Source organism: Frankia sp. CeRuru1 (assembly GCF_977966315.1).
In genome coordinates this window covers 1-16,770 of record NZ_CDWWEW010000069.1, presented here as the reverse complement: position 1 = coordinate 16,770, position 16,770 = coordinate 1, and the positions used below count along the sequence as shown (strand labels likewise).

The 16,770-nt window shown below is 70.2% G+C and carries 15 protein-coding genes and 1 pseudogene; 8 read left to right on the top strand and 8 right to left on the bottom strand.

The window, feature by feature from the left end; all coding sequences use genetic code 11:
- On the top strand, positions 1-427 hold a 427-nt coding region (locus tag AC08OP_RS07715), incomplete at its 5' end, for a YbaB/EbfC family nucleoid-associated protein (protein WP_476613554.1).
- Positions 428-442: 15 nt separating this feature from the next.
- A complete protein-coding gene (gene recR, locus AC08OP_RS07710; RefSeq protein WP_476592777.1) occupies positions 443-1,042 on the top strand; it encodes a recombination mediator RecR in 600 nt (199 codons plus the stop codon).
- Between the two features lie 98 nt (positions 1,043-1,140).
- On the opposite strand, the gene AC08OP_RS07705 is transcribed toward recR, so the two are convergent.
- Complete coding sequence (locus tag AC08OP_RS07705) at positions 1,141-1,749, bottom strand: hypothetical protein (RefSeq protein WP_476613553.1); 609 nt, start codon at positions 1,747-1,749, stop codon at positions 1,141-1,143.
- Between the two features lie 606 nt (positions 1,750-2,355).
- On the opposite strand from AC08OP_RS07705, the gene AC08OP_RS07700 reads away from it, so the two are divergent.
- Complete coding sequence (locus AC08OP_RS07700; protein ID WP_462187030.1) at positions 2,356-2,808, top strand: hypothetical protein; 453 nt, start codon at positions 2,356-2,358, stop codon at positions 2,806-2,808.
- A gap of 146 nt (positions 2,809-2,954) precedes the next feature.
- On the opposite strand, the gene AC08OP_RS07695 is transcribed toward AC08OP_RS07700, so the two are convergent.
- Together AC08OP_RS07695 and AC08OP_RS07690 are read right to left on the bottom strand one after the other, a co-directional pair.
- Positions 2,955-3,953, bottom strand: a complete 999-nt coding sequence (locus tag AC08OP_RS07695) for a zinc-dependent alcohol dehydrogenase family protein (RefSeq protein WP_476613552.1) — start codon at positions 3,951-3,953, stop codon at positions 2,955-2,957.
- A gap of 27 nt (positions 3,954-3,980) precedes the next feature.
- Positions 3,981-4,565 (bottom strand): TerD family protein, encoded by a 585-nt coding sequence (locus AC08OP_RS07690; RefSeq protein ID WP_476613551.1) that lies wholly within the window; start codon positions 4,563-4,565, stop codon positions 3,981-3,983.
- A 333-nt stretch (positions 4,566-4,898) separates the two neighbouring features.
- Here AC08OP_RS07690 and AC08OP_RS07685 point away from each other — a divergent pair, with 333 nt between their 5' ends.
- Positions 4,899-6,167 (top strand): aspartate kinase, encoded by a 1,269-nt coding sequence (locus tag AC08OP_RS07685; RefSeq protein ID WP_476613550.1) that lies wholly within the window; start codon positions 4,899-4,901, stop codon positions 6,165-6,167.
- 91 nt (positions 6,168-6,258) lie between these two features.
- Positions 6,259-7,341, top strand: coding sequence for an aspartate-semialdehyde dehydrogenase (locus AC08OP_RS07680; RefSeq protein WP_476599250.1), 1,083 nt, complete (start codon positions 6,259-6,261; stop codon positions 7,339-7,341).
- Positions 7,342-7,624: 283 nt separating this feature from the next.
- Here the strand turns inward: AC08OP_RS07680 and AC08OP_RS07675 are convergent, their stop codons facing one another.
- The 5 genes from AC08OP_RS07675 to AC08OP_RS07655 all read right to left on the bottom strand — a co-directional run bounded on the left by AC08OP_RS07675 (position 7,625) and on the right by AC08OP_RS07655 (position 13,485).
- Positions 7,625-7,828 carry a cold-shock protein gene (locus tag AC08OP_RS07675; protein WP_009740954.1) on the bottom strand — a complete coding sequence of 68 codons (204 nt, stop codon included), beginning with the start codon at positions 7,826-7,828 and terminating at the stop codon, positions 7,625-7,627.
- Between the two features lie 406 nt (positions 7,829-8,234).
- Positions 8,235-9,797 carry a CYTH and CHAD domain-containing protein gene (locus tag AC08OP_RS07670; protein ID WP_476613549.1) on the bottom strand — a complete coding sequence of 521 codons (1,563 nt, stop codon included), beginning with the start codon at positions 9,795-9,797 and terminating at the stop codon, positions 8,235-8,237.
- 186 nt (positions 9,798-9,983) lie between these two features.
- Positions 9,984-10,784: a CPBP family intramembrane glutamic endopeptidase gene (locus AC08OP_RS07665; protein ID WP_462203199.1), complete on the bottom strand. Its 801-nt coding sequence runs from the start codon at positions 10,782-10,784 to the stop codon at positions 9,984-9,986.
- Positions 10,785-10,840: 56 nt separating this feature from the next.
- Positions 10,841-11,833 carry a cytochrome d ubiquinol oxidase subunit II gene (locus AC08OP_RS07660; RefSeq protein WP_476613548.1) on the bottom strand — a complete coding sequence of 331 codons (993 nt, stop codon included), beginning with the start codon at positions 11,831-11,833 and terminating at the stop codon, positions 10,841-10,843.
- Entirely contained in the window at positions 11,833-13,485 is a 1,653-nt protein-coding gene (locus AC08OP_RS07655; RefSeq protein WP_476613547.1) for a cytochrome ubiquinol oxidase subunit I, read from the bottom strand. The genes AC08OP_RS07660 and AC08OP_RS07655 overlap by 1 nt, the downstream gene beginning before the upstream one ends.
- Before the next feature lie 598 nt (positions 13,486-14,083).
- Between AC08OP_RS07655 and AC08OP_RS07650 the strand changes: the two genes are divergently transcribed.
- The 3 genes and pseudogenes from AC08OP_RS07650 to AC08OP_RS07640 all read left to right on the top strand — a co-directional run.
- Positions 14,084-14,641 (top strand): BlaI/MecI/CopY family transcriptional regulator, encoded by a 558-nt coding sequence (locus AC08OP_RS07650; RefSeq protein WP_476613546.1) that lies wholly within the window; start codon positions 14,084-14,086, stop codon positions 14,639-14,641.
- Positions 14,642-14,654: 13 nt separating this feature from the next.
- Positions 14,655-15,974, top strand: a complete 1,320-nt coding sequence (locus tag AC08OP_RS07645; protein WP_476613545.1) for a M56 family metallopeptidase — start codon at positions 14,655-14,657, stop codon at positions 15,972-15,974.
- Positions 15,975-16,153: 179 nt separating this feature from the next.
- A pseudogene (locus tag AC08OP_RS07640) lies at positions 16,154-16,549 on the top strand (ATP-binding cassette domain-containing protein); the annotation flags it as partial.
- Between the last annotated feature and the right edge of the window lie 221 nt (positions 16,550-16,770).

Below are 16,770 nucleotides of genomic sequence, written 5' to 3'. Positions count from 1 at the left end.
GGCCTCCGCCGGGGGCGGGGCGCTGGGGCAACTCTTCGAACAGGCGCAGAAGATGCAGGCCGCGATCCTCGCCACCCAGGAGGACCTCGCCACCGCCCGGGTGGACGGGACGGCCGGCGGCGGCTTGGTCCGCGCCACCGTCAACGGCGGCGGGGAACTAGTCAATCTGACGATCAGCCCCGAGGCGGTCGACCCTGAGGACACCGAGACGCTCGCGGATCTGATCCTCGCGGCGGTCCGTGACGCGACCACGAACGCCCACAAGCTCGTCGCCGACCGGATGGGCGCGATCACCGGTGGCCTCGGCGCGGGCGGCCCGGCAGGTCCGGGCGGCGCCGGCGGCCTCGGCGGACTCGGCAGCCTGCTGTCCGGTGGCGGCCTCGGAGGCCCCCTTCCGGGCGGTCCGGGCCTTCCCGGGCTCGACTGACAACCGGCGGCACCGGTGTACGAGGGCATCGTCCAGGATCTGATCGACGAGCTCGGGCGGCTGCCCGGCATCGGTCCCAAAAGTGCCCAGCGGATCGCGTTTCATCTGCTGGCCGCCGACCCCGTGGACGTCCGCAGGCTGGCCACCGCCCTGACCGAGGTCAAGGAGAAGGTCCAGTTCTGTCGGAGCTGCTTCAACGTGGCGCAGTCGGAACTGTGTCGGATCTGCGCCGATCCCCGCCGCGATCCGAGCTCGATCTGTGTGGTCGAGGAACCCAAGGACGTCGTGGCGATCGAACGCACCCGCGAGTTCCGGGGGCGGTACCACGTGCTCGGGGGCGCGATCAATCCCATCGGCGGTGTCGGTCCCGACGACCTGCACATCCGGGAGCTCGTCGCCCGCCTGGCGGACGGCACGGTGACCGAACTGATCCTCGCCACCGATCCGAATACCGAGGGTGAGGTCACCGCGTCCTACCTGGCCCGGCAGATCGCTCCGATGGGCCTGAAGGTCACCCGCCTCGCCAGCGGCCTGCCCATGGGCGGTGACCTCGAATGGGCGGACGAAGTGACCCTGGGACGCGCCTTCGAGGGACGCCGCGTCGTCAGCGCCTGACACCCCGGCCTGCTGTCACCGGTCCCGCCCCGAAGCCACCCCGGCTCCGCTGGCCCGCCGCCGGTCCCGCGTCGGGTTCGCCGGGGCCGCTGCGGCCGCTAGAACCCCAGGATGGGGGCGTAGGCCGAGCTGGGAATCGAGGCCAGGGTCAGCAGGACCACGCTGACGTCAAGATGGTCGGCCTCGGCGCTGAACACGGCGTGTAATCCTCTGGTGCGGTAGATCCGTACCTCGGGATCCCGGACGACCTGTACTCCGAAGACATTCGTCGCCCGTATCCACCAGACCCGCCCGGCCGCCCGGACCCTGACCTGACGGGCGTCCCGACGCAGCCCGGTCGTGAGCCGGGCGAGTCGGGTGGCCGGCAGGCGGGGCTGATCCAGATAGCCGATGATGTCACGGTCGGAGCCATGCACCACCAGCCGGACCGGCCGAGCCGCCGAACCCGGCTCGACGAGGTCGGCCTCCGCCGAGATCTCCCGGTCCCGCGGATACATCTCGGCCGCCCAGATCCCCTCGCCGTGCAGGACCCGTTTACCCTGCGGGCCAGCCCCGGGACGGCCGCGGGGCACCATGCCGCCGATGATCCGCCCGGCCCCTTCCAGCCGCCACGCGACGGAGACGACCAGCCCCGACGGCACCGGCGTGGCCAGGTCGCAGACGGCTGGTGGGTGGCATATGCGTAGATCACGGACGCGCCTATCCATCCACACCGCTCAGGTCTCCGGCGCCGCGACGCCCCGGACCCACGCCGCCGCGGTACCCCGGACCGCCCGGCGAACCGCCGTCCTCACCGGAGGACATCCCGGTAGCTTCTCGCACCCACGCCACCCAAACCTCAAAATTGATCACTCTAAGTTATCTCCCTTACGATACAGCAACCCTTCATCCATGGATTGCCGCCGAGTCGCTCCGCTACGCGGCCAGATGCTACGAGGCGCACCGATCTACCCATGATGCGCATTCGCCCGAGCATCTGCGCGGGCATCCGATGAATTCGTCGGCTCGCGCGTCGGCGTGGGAATCGGCCGGAGCATCGACGAACGCATCGAGACGGGCGGCAGCAAGAGCATTCAGAGAAGGTGGGACGGCGTCCGCGCGCACCTTCGCGCGAGCATCGGACGCCCGGATCCGATCCCGGGAGCGGTGGTACCCGCGCCCCCCAAACACGGAGACCACCAGGCGACCACTGATGGTGATCACCGGAAGGCTCCACCATCACCCCGCGGTACGCATCCTCCAACCGGGACGTCAGGGTAGGAGGTACCCGGCGAACGCTCTGCCGTCCGTCTGCCACCAGGAGGTCCTGAAATATGATCATCAGCTCACACGTCGGGGCGGGCGCTTTCGTGGGCATGGCGATCCGGCATCCGATGTCCGCCCTCGCCGCCGGCTTCGTCTCGCACCTGGTCATGGACGCGTTGCCCCACTGGGGAACGGGTCCGAACACCGAGCCGGAGTGGCTGCCGATCGCACGCAAGGACGGCGTGGCAGGGCTCGCGGCCATGGCCTTGTTGACGGCGTCCGCCCCCGCCGGGCGCCGACTCGCCGTCCTCGCCGGCATGACCGGTGCCTGCCTACCGGACACCGACAAGGTGGGCCGGTACTTCGTCGGGGTGAGTCCCTGGCCGAGCCGGTTCGACCGTTTCCACGAAGCGATCCAGAACGAGGCCCGGCACCGCCTGCCGCGCGAGATTGCGACGGCCGCCGTACTGACCACCGCGGGCACCCTGCTCCTGCGCCGACTCGCGACCCGCGGCGACTGAACGCGGAAGCTCAGCGCGCCTCTCCCGGCGAGGTCGCCGAACCCCCCGGTCCCTCCCGGATCCCGGTCCCTCCCGGATCTACGAACCAGATCCGGAAGGTCCGGCACCGGCAGGACGGTCCGGCACCGGCAGGACAGGCAAAACGGTCAGGGCAGCAGCACGGCCGCGCCGGTGACCCGGTCGGCGACGAGGTCGGCGAGGGCCCGGTCGGCCGCGGACAGCGGGTAGGGCGACACGGTCACCGCAAGCCGGTGCTCGGCGGCGATCGCCAGGAACTCCTCACCGTCGGTGCGAGTGTTGGCGGTCGTGCTGCGGACGGACCGTTCCTGAAACAGATGGTCGGAGTAGACGAGCGGCGGGATGTCGCTGAGGTGGATGCCCGCGATGGACAGCGTGCCGCCGCGGTCGAGCGCGGCGAGCGCCACCGGCACCAGGTCACCCACCGGGGCGAAGAGCACGGCCGCGTCCAGCGGCTCGGGCGGTGCGGCATATGCCTCGCCCGCCGAGGCGGCGCCGAGTTCCAGAGCGAGCTCGCGGGCCCGCGCCGAGCGCGTCATCACGTGGACGGTGGCGCCCTGGGCGATCGCCACCTGGGCGGCGAGATGAGCGGACGCGCCGAACCCATAGATGCCGAGCCGCCCGCCGGGCGGCAGCTCCGCCCGGCGCAGCGCCCGGTGGCCGACGATGCCGGCGCACAGCAGCGGGGCAAGCTCCGCGTCGCTGTAGCCGTCGGGCAGCCGGTAGGCATAGTCGGCGCGCACGCAGGCGTACTCGGCGTAGCCGCCGTCGACATCCCATCCGGTGTAGGTCGAGGCCGGGCAGAGGTTCTCCGCTCCGCGCCGACAGTACCCGCAGGTCCCGTCGGTCGAGGCCAGCCAGGCGATACCCAGCCGGTCCCCGGTCCGCACGCCGCTCACCCCCTCGCCGACTGCGTCGACCCGTCCGACGACCTCATGTCCGGGCACGGTGCGCGGTCGGTGCGGCGGGAGATCACCCTCTGCGAGGTGCAGGTCGGTACGGCAGACTCCGCAGGCGTCGACGTGGACCCGAACCTGGCCCGGCCCTGGCCGGGGCACGGGCAGCTCGGCCGGGCGCAGCGGGCGGGTGCTCATCGGCCCGGGAGCGGCTACTTGCCAGGCACGCATTGCCAGGCACGCACCCGCTCGGGTAGCTCAGATGTTGACGCCATGATCGCGTGCCAGACCACCGAGGTCGTTGTGACCCTGGCCGACGGCGCGGAACTTCCAGTCGGCGCCGTTGCGGTAGACCTCGCCGAAGATGACGACGGTTTCGGTGGAGTAGTCCTCGGACAAATCGTAGCGGACCAGCTCGTTTCCACCCTGGTCGACCACGCGGATGTAGGCGTTGCGCACCTGGCCGAAGTTCTGGTTCCGGTTCACCGCGTCGTAGATGGAAACCGGAACGATAATCCGGTCAATGTCGGCTGGAACCAACGCAAGGTTGACGATAACGGACTCGTCGTCCCCCTCGCCCTGCCCGGTCAGGTTGTCACCGGTGAGCGTGATCGCCCCCTCGGGGGACGCGAGGTTGTTGAAGAAGACGAAGTAGCCGTCGTTGAGGACCTTGCCGTCCGCCCGGACGCCGATGGCAGAGGCGTCCAGGTCGAAATCGGTCCCGGTGGTCGTGCGGGCGTCCCATCCGAGCCCGACGTTCAACGCGGTGAGCTGGGGGGTGCCGGCCTCGGCGGCCTGCTTCGTGAGGCTGACGTTGCCGCCCTTGGCAAGGCTGACTGCCATTGAGGATCGTCCTTCCTGAGCTGGTCCTCGGCGTCGGGGACCATCGCGTGGACCGCGTGCGTCGCAGTCGGTCGTCCGGGTAAGCCGGTCGTACGGGTAAGCCGGTCGTACGGGTGAGCCGGTCGTGCGGGTGAGCCGGTCGTGCGGGTGAGCCGTGGTGCGGATGTCATCACCCTGGCACACCGGAAGGAATACGCCCAGCACCCCGTCGCCGGGGCGACATCGTCCCGGCGGCGGAAAAGGGACACCGGACCAGATCCCGGCACGAACCGCCAGGCAAGGCCACCGGGCGACCGCACTCGGTTAGCGGCCGCGCTCGGTAACCTGGCTGCCATGGCGCTCTTGGTCGCGAAGTTCGGTGGGTCCTCCGTTGCCGACGCGGACCGCATCAAACGAGTCGCTGAGCGAATCGTGGAGAACCGGCGGGCCGGCAACGACGTCGTCGTGGTGGTCAGCGCGATGGGTGACACCACCGACGAACTTCTCGATCTGGCCGAACAGGTCTCGCCGCTTCCGCCCGCCCGGGAGCTCGACATGCTGCTCACCGCCGGTGAGCGGATCTCGATGGCGCTGCTGGCCATGGCGATCACCACTCTCGGCGCCGAGGCCCGCTCGTTCACCGGCTCCCAGGCCGGAGTCATCACTGATTCGGTGCACGGCAAGGCGCGCATCATCGACGTTACCCCCGGGCGGATCCGCACCGCCCTGGACTCCGGCGCGATCGCGATCGTCGCGGGCTTCCAGGGTGTGAGCCAGGACACGAAGGACATCACCACGCTCGGTCGAGGCGGCTCGGACACGACCGCGGTGGCGCTCGCTGCCGCGCTGGGAGCGGACGCCTGCGAGATCTACACCGATGTGGACGGCGTGTTCACCGCAGACCCGCGCATCGTCCCCGACGCCCGCCGCATCGACACGATCTCCTATGAGGAGATGCTGGAGATGGCGGCCTGCGGCGCGAAGGTCCTCATGCTGAGGTGCGTCGAGTACGCCCGCCGTTACAGCGTCCCCGTGCATGTCCGATCGTCCTTCTCGGCGAAGCCGGGCACGTGGGTCACCGAGATTCCGGAGGAACAGCTCGTGGAACAGGCCATCATCCGTGGGGTCGCGCACGACCTCAGCGAGGCGAAGGTGACGGTCGTCGGATGCCCGGACAAGCCCGGGGTGGCGGCGGCCGTGTTCCGGGCCGTGGCGGAGACCGACGTCAACCTGGACATGATCGTTCAGGTCGGCTCGGTCGCCGGGTCGGGGCGGACGGACATCTCGTTCACCCTGCCCAAGGCGGATGGACGTACCGCGCTCACCGCGCTCACGAAGGTCCAGAGCGAGATTGGCTTCGAGCGCACCCTCTACGACGACCACATCGGCAAGCTGTCGCTGATCGGCGCGGGGATGAAGTCACACCCGGGGGTGTCCGCCCGGTTCTTCGGCTCCCTCGCCGACGCAGGGGTCAACATCGAGATCATCTCCACCTCTGAGATTCGCATCTCAGTGGTGGTGCGCGACACCGACCTCCCGCTCGCCGTGCGGGCCGTGCACGGCGCCTTCGACCTGGGTGACCCGGACGGCGGGGCGATCGTGTACGCGGGAACCGGACGATGACGTTGGCGACGTCGCAGGTCCTCGAGACGGCGGCACAGCGCGGCAGCTGGACACGCCGCGGCGGCACAGTGGCGAATCAGGAGGATGGATCGTGACGAGTAACGAGGCGGGCCGGCGACCGACGCTCGCAGTGGTGGGAGCGACCGGCGCGGTCGGCACGGTGATGCTGTCGCTGCTCGACGAACGCCCCGGCATCTGGGGAGAGATCCGGCCGATCGCCTCGGCCCGATCGGCGGGGCGGACGGTACGGGTGCGCGGCGCGGGCGTCGTCGTCCAGGCCTTGGCACCGGAGGTCTTCGACGGCGTGGACGTGGCCGTGTTCGATGTTCCCGACGAGGTCTCCGCCCGGTGGGCACCGGTGGCGGCGGCCCACGGCGCGGTCGCGGTCGACAACTCCGGCGCGTTCCGGCTGGACGCCGACGTGCCGCTGGTCGTGCCGGAGGTGAACGCCGACCAGATTCCCGCGCGGCCGCGGGGCATCATCGCGAACCCGAACTGCACCACCCTGTCGATGATCGTCGCGGTCGGCGCCCTGCACCGGGCGTTCGGGCTGGAGTCGATGTTCGCGGCCTCCTACCAGGCCGCGAGCGGTGCCGGGCAGGCCGGCATCGACGCCCTCTACGACCAGCTCACCGTCGTCGGTGGCACCCGCGAGCTGGGGCGGACCGCCGGTGACGTGCGTAAGGCCATCGGTGAGGACGGCCTCGGCCCGTTCCCGGCGCCGCTGGCGCTCAACGTCGTGCCCTGGGCCGGTTCACTGAAGGACGGTGGCTGGTCCTCGGAGGAGTTCAAGGTCCGCAATGAGTCCCGCAAGATCCTGGGTATCCCGGATCTGCGGGTGTCGGCTACCTGTGTCCGGGTGCCGGTCATCACCACGCACGCGGTCGCGGTGCACGCCCGCTTCACTCGGCCGGTGACGGCGGACGAGGCGCGCACGGTGCTGCTGAACGCTCCTGGCGTCGCCGTCGTCGACGATCCGTCAGCTGGCGAGTTCCCGACCCCAGCCGACGTCGTCGGAACGGACCCGACCTGGGTCGGCCGAATCCGGCAGTCGCCGGACGACCCGCACGAGGTCGCGCTGTTCCTCTGCGGGGACAACCTGCGCAAAGGCGCCGCGTTGAACACCCTGCAGATCGCCGAACTTCTCGTGGCTGACGAAGCGATCGGCGGCTGACAAGCCGGCCCACACCAAACCGACATCACGTCTGACGCGAGACCTACGCGGCTCCACCGGTGAGGAGTCGAGCTGTACCTTTAATCAGGCGTTAAGTTTTTGGCCGAGAACCACGCCATGCGGGAACCGATGAACGCCCCGCGCTTTCCGGCTCGAGAAAATGATCGAGACAGCCAGGAAAAACATACCTTCTACCGAACTGTCGGATACCGAACTGGCCGAGAAGCGGTCAGCCCGCCCCAGGAGGACCTTGGGCGGGCTGGCCGTTGAAGTCTCTCGTGGCTCAGACGACGCGGACGGCGTCGGCCTGCGGACCCTTCTGACCCTGGGTCACCTGGAACTCGACCCGCTGGCCCTCCTCAAGTGCCTTGTAACCGTCCATCTGAATCGCGCTGTAGTGAACGAAGACGTCGGAACCGCCGCCGTCCACGGAGATGAAGCCGAAGCCCTTCTCCGAGTTGAACCACTTCACCGTGCCCTGAGCCACGTGCCGTTCTCCCTGCTGGTGCAGTCAGGACCCGCACCGCGCGGGCCCCGGGCCGAACGTCAGGAAGCTGCAAGAGACCCTGACGTTGTTCCGCCGCGCCTCGGTTGAGACGCGAACCGCCGAACTCCGGCCAGGGACGACGCTACACGGACGGAGGCCTTCGCGGGAGTCCTCCGGGCAAGGAAGTCCACTTCATGCCCCGGTCATAGAACAACGCAGCAGGTCCGGCCGCAGGCAGCTCCACCCGTCCCGTCCGGCAATCCGTCGAGCTGACAGGGATTTCCTGAGCGTGCCGACCCGTGGCGGATCGTCGTGCGCCCGATGGCCCGGATGTGGCGCACGGATGGGTGACGCGGAGGAGGTAATCGGTCAGACCACGGCAGAGCCCACCCGGCACGGCCCCGGGTCAGCGGATCCAGCGGCGGTGCCGGGCCGCCGAGATCGCGGGCCACGCATCGAAGAAGTCTCGTTCCGCCATGCGTGCCCGGCACTCCTCCAGGCCCAGCAGGACACCCAGAGTAAACGCGGTGGGGGCGCCCTGGGCCTGCGCTGCCGTTCCCCAGTCCCCCAGCAGCCTGCGCGCGACGGTGGCGTCCTGATGGGTTCCGAGCAGCTCCTGCGCGATCTGGGCCTGCTCGACCAGCCGCGCCGCGTCATTCCCGTACAGCGGCGCGACGGCCTCCGCCGCGTACCGCAACCGCTTGGCCTGCTTGCGGGCGGAATGCAGCAGTTCGTCCCGTTCCTGGCCGACCTTCAGAGCGGTCGCGGCGCGGACCTTCTTCGCCAGCTTCCGGTCGGCGCCGAGCAGCAGGTCGGGAAGGGCCTTGCCGGCCGGGCGGGCCGCCGCGGGGGTGAGCGGGCCCCGCAGCAGGGTGAGCAGGTTGGAGACGAGGGCGAAGTACCGGTCACTGCGCAACATGGCCAACGCCTCCGCCCGGCCGTTGGCCGTGCCGGCGCCGAGGTGCGCGGTGACCGTCTTGTGCACGGGCCCCGCGACCAGCTCGGTGGGCAGCTCCGCCAGGCGGGTCTCGAAATAAGCGGCCTGGACCTCGGCGTCGCGGGCGCCGGAGAGCGCGCCGGCGAGGTCCCGCAGCTCGCCGTCCAGGAAGAGCGCTCTCTCGGGCGGGAACAGCGGCGCGAACGTCCGCAGGGTGCTGCGGGCCCGACGGCAGGCGACGCGCATCTTGTGGACCGCCTCGGGCTCGTCGAGCCGCACCCGCGGATCGGCCGCGAGCAGAGCACGCGCCTGTTCGATCAGGTAGGCCCGTACCACCTCGCCCGCCGGCGTCCTGCGTCGTGGCTTGCGCGGCGGCGAAGGGACGTCCGGCCCGGGGCCGGCGGCCAGCGCCTCACCCAGGACCCGCGCAAGCTTCGAGGAGTCCACCGCCGGGGTGGCGCCCGCGGCCGTGAGCAGACCGGCGACCTCGTCGAGCACCTCGGGCCCGCCGTCGACGAGTTCGACCTCGATCTCCCGCCAGCTGCTCAGTACCGTCTTCTCCCCCAGAGTCTGCGCGGAGACCTGGTCATCGACGACCTCGGCCAGGTCGACTCCGACCGTGCCCCGCAGCCGGCGCGCTGTCCGCAGCGTCCGCAGCCTGGCGACCGGCCGCAGCTCGGCGCCGCGCAGATGGACCGACACCAGATCGACAAACTCCGCGGGAGGGCTGTACCGCGGGCCCAGGGTCACCCCGCCCACGCCCTCGTCGAGCGGGAGCTGGAGCTCGTCCCGCTCCCCCACCCGGACGGGCAGCTTGAGGTGCCATCCGGCGTCCGCTCCACCGGTCCGACGCCGCAGTGTGATCTTGTTACGGGCCAGCCGGAGATCGTCGCTGTCGTAGTAGACGGCCTCCAGACTGACGGTCTTGCGGGTGCGCGCGGTGGCGACGCCCGCGACCTCCCCTAACTTCGGGAGCACAAAGGTCGGTTCGACCGAGAACTTGCGCTCGATCTCGCGGATTCCGTTGACCATCGGTCCTCCCCGACCAGCCATACCGCGGCAGGCACTCGACGGCTACGCCTTCCGGCGCCCCGTGGCCTTCCGGCGCCCCGAACCCGCCAACGTTGACGTCCTCGAACGATCCACCGCCCCCGCGGTGCACCGTTGAGATATGCATCGTACGCCCAGCAGACAATCTATATTTCCCCACCCGTAACCTTAGCGCGACGCCGGGATCCAGGAGATCTTTCCGACCAACGCCACGTATCCGACGAACGCGACGGTGTCGATGAGTGCGTGGGCGATGACGAGCGGCAGCACCCGGCCGGTCCGCTGGAACAGCCGGCCGAACAGCAGGCCCATCGCGAGGTTGCCGGCGAACCCACCGAGCCCCTGGTAGAGGTGATAGGAACCGCGGAGCAGGGCGCTGGCCGCCAGCGCCCGGTTGGCCGTGACACCAAGTTCACGCAGCCGTACCAGCAGATACCCGGTGACGATGACCTCCTCGGCGAGGCCGTTCTGCGCCGCGCTGAGGACCAGGACCGGCACGCGCCACCACACGTCCGGCAAGCCCGACGGCGCGACGGTGAGGTTCGCCCCGCTGTGCCACGCCAGGAGGTAGAGGCCCAAGCCGAGCCCGCCGACCCCGGCCGCGATCGCCGCTCCCCGGCCGGCGTCGCGACCGGTGTGCCGGCCGTCCAGGCCGATCGCCCGCGGTCCGCCTCCGTGCCTCGTCAGCAGGTATACGGCGAGCAGCGCCGGCACCAGCCCGGTGACCAGGTCAGCGAGTTGGAGCGCGAGGTCGAGCCAGGGCCGTCCCGGCGCCGCCGAGGTGTTCAGCCGGGCCACCTGGGAGCGGACGGGTCCCGGCCGGGTCAGCACCCCGACGTAGCGGATGACCGCGAACAGCGCCGAGGTGGCGAAGGAGACCCCGAGCACGAGCCAGATCTCGACGACGAGCTGCCGGCGGGTGAGCGGCTCGCCCGCGATGACCGGCGCCTGAGCGGGGGCAGAGGTCACGCGACGACCGTAGCCCACCGCCACGGCGGGCCGGTCCGATCACTCCGCCGGTCCGATCACTCCGCCGGTTCTGGTCGGGAGAACAGCCGGAACAGCATCATCAGGGACGGCACGAGCACCACCAGACCGCCGACGATGGCGAACAGCATGGCCCGGATGTTCGCCGTCGGCGCCGCGGCCGTGTCGACCGTGGCCTGCCCGACCACCAGGTCCGGGTACTGGGCCACCGCCCAGCCCCAGAGCATCGCGCCGACAGCGAGACCGGCCGCGATGCGGGCGGCACCGAACTGCTCGCGCCAGAGTGCGACGAGGGCGCCGATCCCGCCGAGGGTGGACAGGGCGACCAGGGGAAGCGAGCGGTCCCTGAACCGGCCGGCGACCTCCGGGGCGTCCGCCCACAGGAGGGGCAGCAGGATCGCGGCGAGTGCACCGCAGAGCACGGCGCCGCCGATGGCCCGCCGGCGGAAGTCGGCCACCAGGTGCGCGGTGGCCGGGGAGGATGCGGCGTCCCGGCAGAGGTAGACGGCGGCGAGGAAGGCCGTCGCGGCAACCGCGAAGGCCCCGCAGACGAGCCCGAACGGGCTGCGCACCGGCGCGAACGGGTCGTCGGTCGACAGATCACCGCTGGCCAGGGCCGCACCGGCCACCCCGAGCGCGAACGGGGCGATCGTCGAGGACACCGCGAAGACGTGCCCCCACCAGTGGTCGGGACCGGCCCCACCCGCCCCGTAGGACCGGTACACGTACGCGGTACCACGCAGCACGATGCCGACGAGGGCCACGGACAGCGGCACCTCCAGGGAGGAGCCGATCACCCCGTAGGCCTCGGGAAACCCACTGAACATCGCCACCACGATGAAGATCAGCCAGACATGGTTGGCCTCCCACACCGGGCCGAGTGATGCCGAGATCAGTTTCCGCTGGTCGCCGGCGTGCCGTCCGCGTGCCAGCAGGTCCCACACCCCGCCACCGAAGTCCGCGCCACCGAGCAGCGCGTAGGCGGTGAGCCCTGCCACCATGATGATCAGAAGAAGGTCAGCGCTGGTCATCAGTCTTCTCCCCGCCCGCCGAAACCGGTGGTGCCGTCGGATCCCGTTCCCGTTGTCTCACCCGGGTGCGCCGAACCTCGGGATCCCTCGGGACCGCCGCCGGTGCGCCGCCTGCCGGACACCGGCGGTTCGACCGGCAGTTCAACCGGCAGTTCAACCGCCGGTTCGACCGCCGGTTCGACCGGCGCAGGTTCGGGCCGCGGCTTCGGGATGGACGGCGAATCGGAATCGGTTGTCCGCCCGGACCTGGCCGGGCTCGCCTGCCCCGCGCCGTGAACGGCCGTGCGGTGGACGCCCGCGGCGGGCCGCCCGGACCGGATCTCCGCGACGGCCGGGCCGCCGGTGGCCATCCGGCGCAGGATGAGGATCAGCGCACCCGCGAGCCCCAGGTACAGGACCAGGGAGCCGGCAAACATCGGCGCGACCCCGTCGGCGCCCGTCACCGCGTCGTGAACCCGCATATGACCGCCCACGATCCACGGTTGACGACCACCCTCCGTGACCTCCCAGCCAGCCATCATCGACAGCGCGGACGCCGGTCCCGTAGCCGCCGCGGCGAACAGCCACGGCCGCCCGGTGGGCAGCAGCGTCTTCTCGCCGCGACGGCGCCGGCGGACGACGGCGGCACCGGTCAGGGCGGACAGTCCGATCAGCGCAGAACCGAACCCGACCATCGTCGCGAACGACCCGTGCACCAGCAGGCCGTTCGGGCGCTCGTCCGGCGGGGCGGCGTCCAGACCGGTGATCACGTAATCGGTGCTGAATCCCTCCATCAGCGAGAGCAGACCGGGGATCTCCAGCCCGTAGCGGACCTCGCCGCTCTTGTCGTCGTAGAACCCGCCGAGGGTCAGCGGCGCGTGCGACCTGGTGTGGTAGAGCCCTTCCATCGCGGCCAGCTTGAACGGCTGGTTGGCCCCGACGACCCGGGCCGCCCAGTCCCCCACGATCAGCTGAAGCGGCGCGCAGACCAACACCACCGCCAGGCCGATCCGCAGCCCGCGCTGGTGGTAGGCGTCGCGGCGACCGCGCAGCATGCCGACCGCGTAAATACTGGCGACGGCCCCGCCGGTGCACATCAGCGCGGCCAGCAGCATGTGGACCAGCTGGGGCGGAGTCCCCGGACTCAGAAAGGGTGCGAACGGCTCGGCGGCGACGACCTTGCCGTTCACCTCGGTGATCCCCCGTGGCACGTTCATCCAGGCGTTCACCGTGATGATGAACAACGTCGACAGGGTGCCGGAGATAGCGATCGGCCACAGCGTGAGCCAGTGCGCGCGCGGCGACAGGCGCTTCCAGCCGTACAGGTACATCCCGACAAAGATCGCCTCGGTGAAGAATGCAAAGCCCTCCAGAGAGAACGACAGCCCGAGCGCACTGCCGTACTTCGACATGAACGCGGGCCAGAGCAGGCCGAACTCGAACGACAGCACCGTTCCCGAGACGGCCCCGACCGCGAACAGCACGGCGAATGCCCGCGACCACTTCTTCGTGAGCGCCAGCCAGGTCTCGTCACCGGTCCGCACCCAACGCCCCTCGGTGTAGATCAGCAGCCACGGCATGCCGACCCCGAACACGGCGAAACAGATGTGAAACGCGAGGGAGAACGCTGTCTGGGCGCGGGCAAGGTCGACGGCATCAGCGGCGAGAACCATGCGCACAGCTCCTTCGGTGGACCGCGAGGGGAAAAATCGGCCGAGAGCCAACCGATCCTCTACGAGGCATAGAGGTTTCTACGGTATGTAGCCAATTCTCCTGGCGACGAGCAAAGCGCAGTGAGCTCGATGACATGGTCAAGACCGACGGCACCACCGACGGCGCTGTCGAGACGTGCGCCACGGTCGACGGCACGGGGCGGGACCGGAAGACGCCTCCATTGCAGCCGTCAGTCTGTTCGATTGATGGCCCGTTCGGTGGATGGCTCGTTCGGTGGATGGCTCGTTCGGCGGATAGCCCGTTCGGCGGATAGCCCGTTCGATGGATATATAGTTTTATAAGTTATAAAGATGTTTCCTTTTAAAGAAATTCGGGCCGCATAAACGGCGGCGGATCAGTCAGCCGGCGGGTTCGCACTGGTCCGGAGAGCCGGGCGCCGGGTGGGAGCCGGGAGGCAGATCGGGGGCCGGAAGGCCGGCTCCTCCCCGACTCCTCCCCGACGGCCGGCACCGTTGCCGCGTGGCTGTGACGCAACAGGCCTCAACGAAGCACCCCGTTCGGTCCCACGAATGTTCTACGCCACGTAGGATTGGCACCATGGCGCGCCTGGGTGACCTCGAACGGTCGGTCATGGACGTGTTGTGGGCGAGCGACGGCTGGCTGACGGCCCGTGAGGTCGCCAGTCGTCTCCAGCATGAACGCGATCTCGCGTACACCACCGTGCTGACCGTGCTCGAACGGTTGGAACGGAAGGGATTCGTGCGGCGTCAGCGTTCGGCGCGCGCGCATCGCTACGCGGCCAGCGACAGTCGCGAGGCCGTCGTGGCCGAGGCGATGATGGAGGCGCTCGGCACGGCGGACGATCGTGGTTCCGCCCTGGTCCGCTTCGTGGGGTCGGTGTCCGCGGAGGAGGCCGAGATCCTTCGCCGTGCCCTGGAACCCGCTGGTCCCGGGGAACCCGGCATCTTCGTGCCTGACGGAGAGGTCCCGCGCGCCGAGGATCCGCAGGCCGAGGATCCGTACACGGAGGTCCGGCACGCCGAGGCCCGGCGCGGTCCGGCGATCGGCGACCCGCCCCGCAACGACCCGGAGCAGATCGTTCCGGTAGCCACCGACTCGGATCGAACGGCCCAGATTCCGCCCGACCACCGGTAGCGTTAGCCGGGACATGACGACCGCGGCACTTCTCGCCCTGTTCGCGGGCGTGTTGGCCTGGCCGGTCCCACGCCTGCTGGCCGCCGCGCGCTGGCCCTACCGATGCCCACGGGCGGCGATCGTGCTCTGGCAGGCGGTCGGTCTGGCCGGCGGGGTGTCGGCGCTGCTCGCGGCGATCGCGTTCACCGTCTCACCGCTGTCCGGCGACACCCCGACCGCCATCGCCGACCATCTCGACAACATCGCGGCCGGCGCGCCGCTGACGGGCCTGGGCCTGGTCAACCTCATCGGCCTCGCCGTGGCGGCGGCCTTGGCCTCCCGACTGTTCGGGGTGCTCGGCACCTCCACCGCAGCCACTCTTCGCGAGCGTCACCGACACCGCGACCTGGTCGATCTGGCCGGCCGTCGGCATCGCCGGCACGAGACCTGCGTCCCGCCCGACCATGCGTCCCATCATTCCGGCACAGCCGCGGACTCTGGCACAACCGCAGGCCCCGGCACAACCACGGACTCTGGCACAACCGCAGGCCCCGGCACAACCGCCGGCGGCGGGGGCGCAACCGGCTGCTGCCTGTGCGAACGCCGGGACCGGACTGGCATCCTGCTGCGTATCCTCGATCATCCCGTCGCGGTCGCCTACTGCGTGCCGGGGGTGCGGCACGCCCGGGTCGTGGTTTCCCGCGGGCTGCTGAACACCCTCGACGCCACCGAACTGGACGCCGTGCTCGCCCACGAGGCGGCCCACGTCGCCGGTCGTCACGACCTCGTCATCCAGCCGTTCGTCGCATGGGAGCGGACCTTCCCGTTCCTGGGCCCGGCCAGGGAGGCGACCGCGGCCGTCTCGCTCCTCGTCGAGATGCTCGCCGACGACGCGGCGGCCCGGCAGACAAGCCACCGATCGCTCGCGCGGGCCCTGGCCCGGCTGGGCGGGGCAAGGGCACCGGTCCCCGCCGGGGCGCTGGGGATCATCGGTTCTCCGGCCGCCGTGCTGCCCGCGCTCGGCTCCCACGATCCCACGGCGGTCGACGTCCGCGATTCCAGCCCGCCCAGCCCAGGCAGCCCAGACGCCGACCGGCCAGATCCCGACCGGCCAGATCCCGACGGGCCCCATCCCGACGGGCCAGACCCCGGCGGGCCCCACCTCGGCGATGCGGCGCCCGGCCGGACACGACCGGTCGGCGGCGGCCCCCGGCGCGGCACGGCCAATCCGGTCATCTCGCGGATCGCCCGGCTCCTCGACCCGCCAGAAGTGCCGTGGTGGATGCCGCCGTGCGCCTACTTCGGGGCGATCATCGTGCTCGCCGCGCCCCCGCTCATTCTCCTGGTCGGCTGACAAGACCCCGGTACGGGGCGTCCGGCCCCCGGCGACAAGACACCGATCATCAACGTTGCGCCATAGCTCGACAACGGAAGGCGATAATCTCTACTTTTTTTATTGACAAGCTGCGGAATGGTAGCTACTATCAGCGTCATGAGCCGGCGCCCGCTTCTGGTCTGCCGCCCGCTGTTGTCATGGCGCCGCGGCTTCGACGGAACCTGAGCACCGACACCGACACCACGGCGGCGGCCACGGCCGTCGCCGCCCTGGAGCGCCCGGCCACCGACGACGCTCAGTACACCACCGACGCTCAGCGCACCAGCGAAACCGGCGAAACCCGCGGTGCCGACGGCGCCGCCATCCGGATCCGCGGCCTGCGTCGCACCTTCGGGGATCATACGGTCCTCGACGGCCTCGACCTCACGGTCGCCTCCGGGGAGTTCGTCGCCCTGCTGGGCCGCAGCGGGTCAGGGAAGAGCACGCTGATCCGCATCCTCGGCGGCTTCGACGGCGACATCTCCGGCGAGGTTCTGGCCACCCGGCAGCGTTCGGTCGTCTTCCAGGAGGCCCGGCTGCTTCCCTGGAGAAGGGTGACGTAAGTAACATTTAGAGAAAGGTCCTCTGACCTGGGACTTTAGCGGCAAGTCTGATCCAGCTGCGGCCGCGATCTTCCCGCAAGGAAGATCGATTATCGCTGCTTGCGCGCACGCCCGACCGATCCAAGGTACCTTAGACTGTCGCCTGCTTACTTTTACAAGCGTTCTGCTAGCGGCCGGTAGGGGTCACACGGTTCCGGAGGACTCCATCCGGT

What these genes read in the sequence shown, in the direction of transcription:
- AC08OP_RS07705 (WP_476613553.1), bottom strand. Translation starts at nt 1,749, where the DNA reads ATGGATAGGCGCGTCCGTGATCTACGCATATGCCACCCACCAGCCGTC.
- AC08OP_RS07700 (WP_462187030.1), top strand. Translation starts at nt 2,356, where the DNA reads ATGATCATCAGCTCACACGTCGGGGCGGGCGCTTTCGTGGGCATGGCG.
- AC08OP_RS07695 (WP_476613552.1), bottom strand. Translation starts at nt 3,953, where the DNA reads ATGCGTGCCTGGCAAGTAGCCGCTCCCGGGCCGATGAGCACCCGCCCG.
- AC08OP_RS07690 (WP_476613551.1), bottom strand. Translation starts at nt 4,565, where the DNA reads ATGGCAGTCAGCCTTGCCAAGGGCGGCAACGTCAGCCTCACGAAGCAG.
- AC08OP_RS07685 (WP_476613550.1), top strand. Translation starts at nt 4,899, where the DNA reads ATGGCGCTCTTGGTCGCGAAGTTCGGTGGGTCCTCCGTTGCCGACGCG.
- AC08OP_RS07670 (WP_476613549.1), bottom strand. Translation starts at nt 9,797, where the DNA reads ATGGTCAACGGAATCCGCGAGATCGAGCGCAAGTTCTCGGTCGAACCG.
- AC08OP_RS07660 (WP_476613548.1), bottom strand. Translation starts at nt 11,833, where the DNA reads ATGACCAGCGCTGACCTTCTTCTGATCATCATGGTGGCAGGGCTCACC.
- AC08OP_RS07655 (WP_476613547.1), bottom strand. Translation starts at nt 13,485, where the DNA reads ATGGTTCTCGCCGCTGATGCCGTCGACCTTGCCCGCGCCCAGACAGCG.
- AC08OP_RS07650 (WP_476613546.1), top strand. Translation starts at nt 14,084, where the DNA reads ATGGCGCGCCTGGGTGACCTCGAACGGTCGGTCATGGACGTGTTGTGG.
- AC08OP_RS07645 (WP_476613545.1), top strand. Translation starts at nt 14,655, where the DNA reads ATGACGACCGCGGCACTTCTCGCCCTGTTCGCGGGCGTGTTGGCCTGG.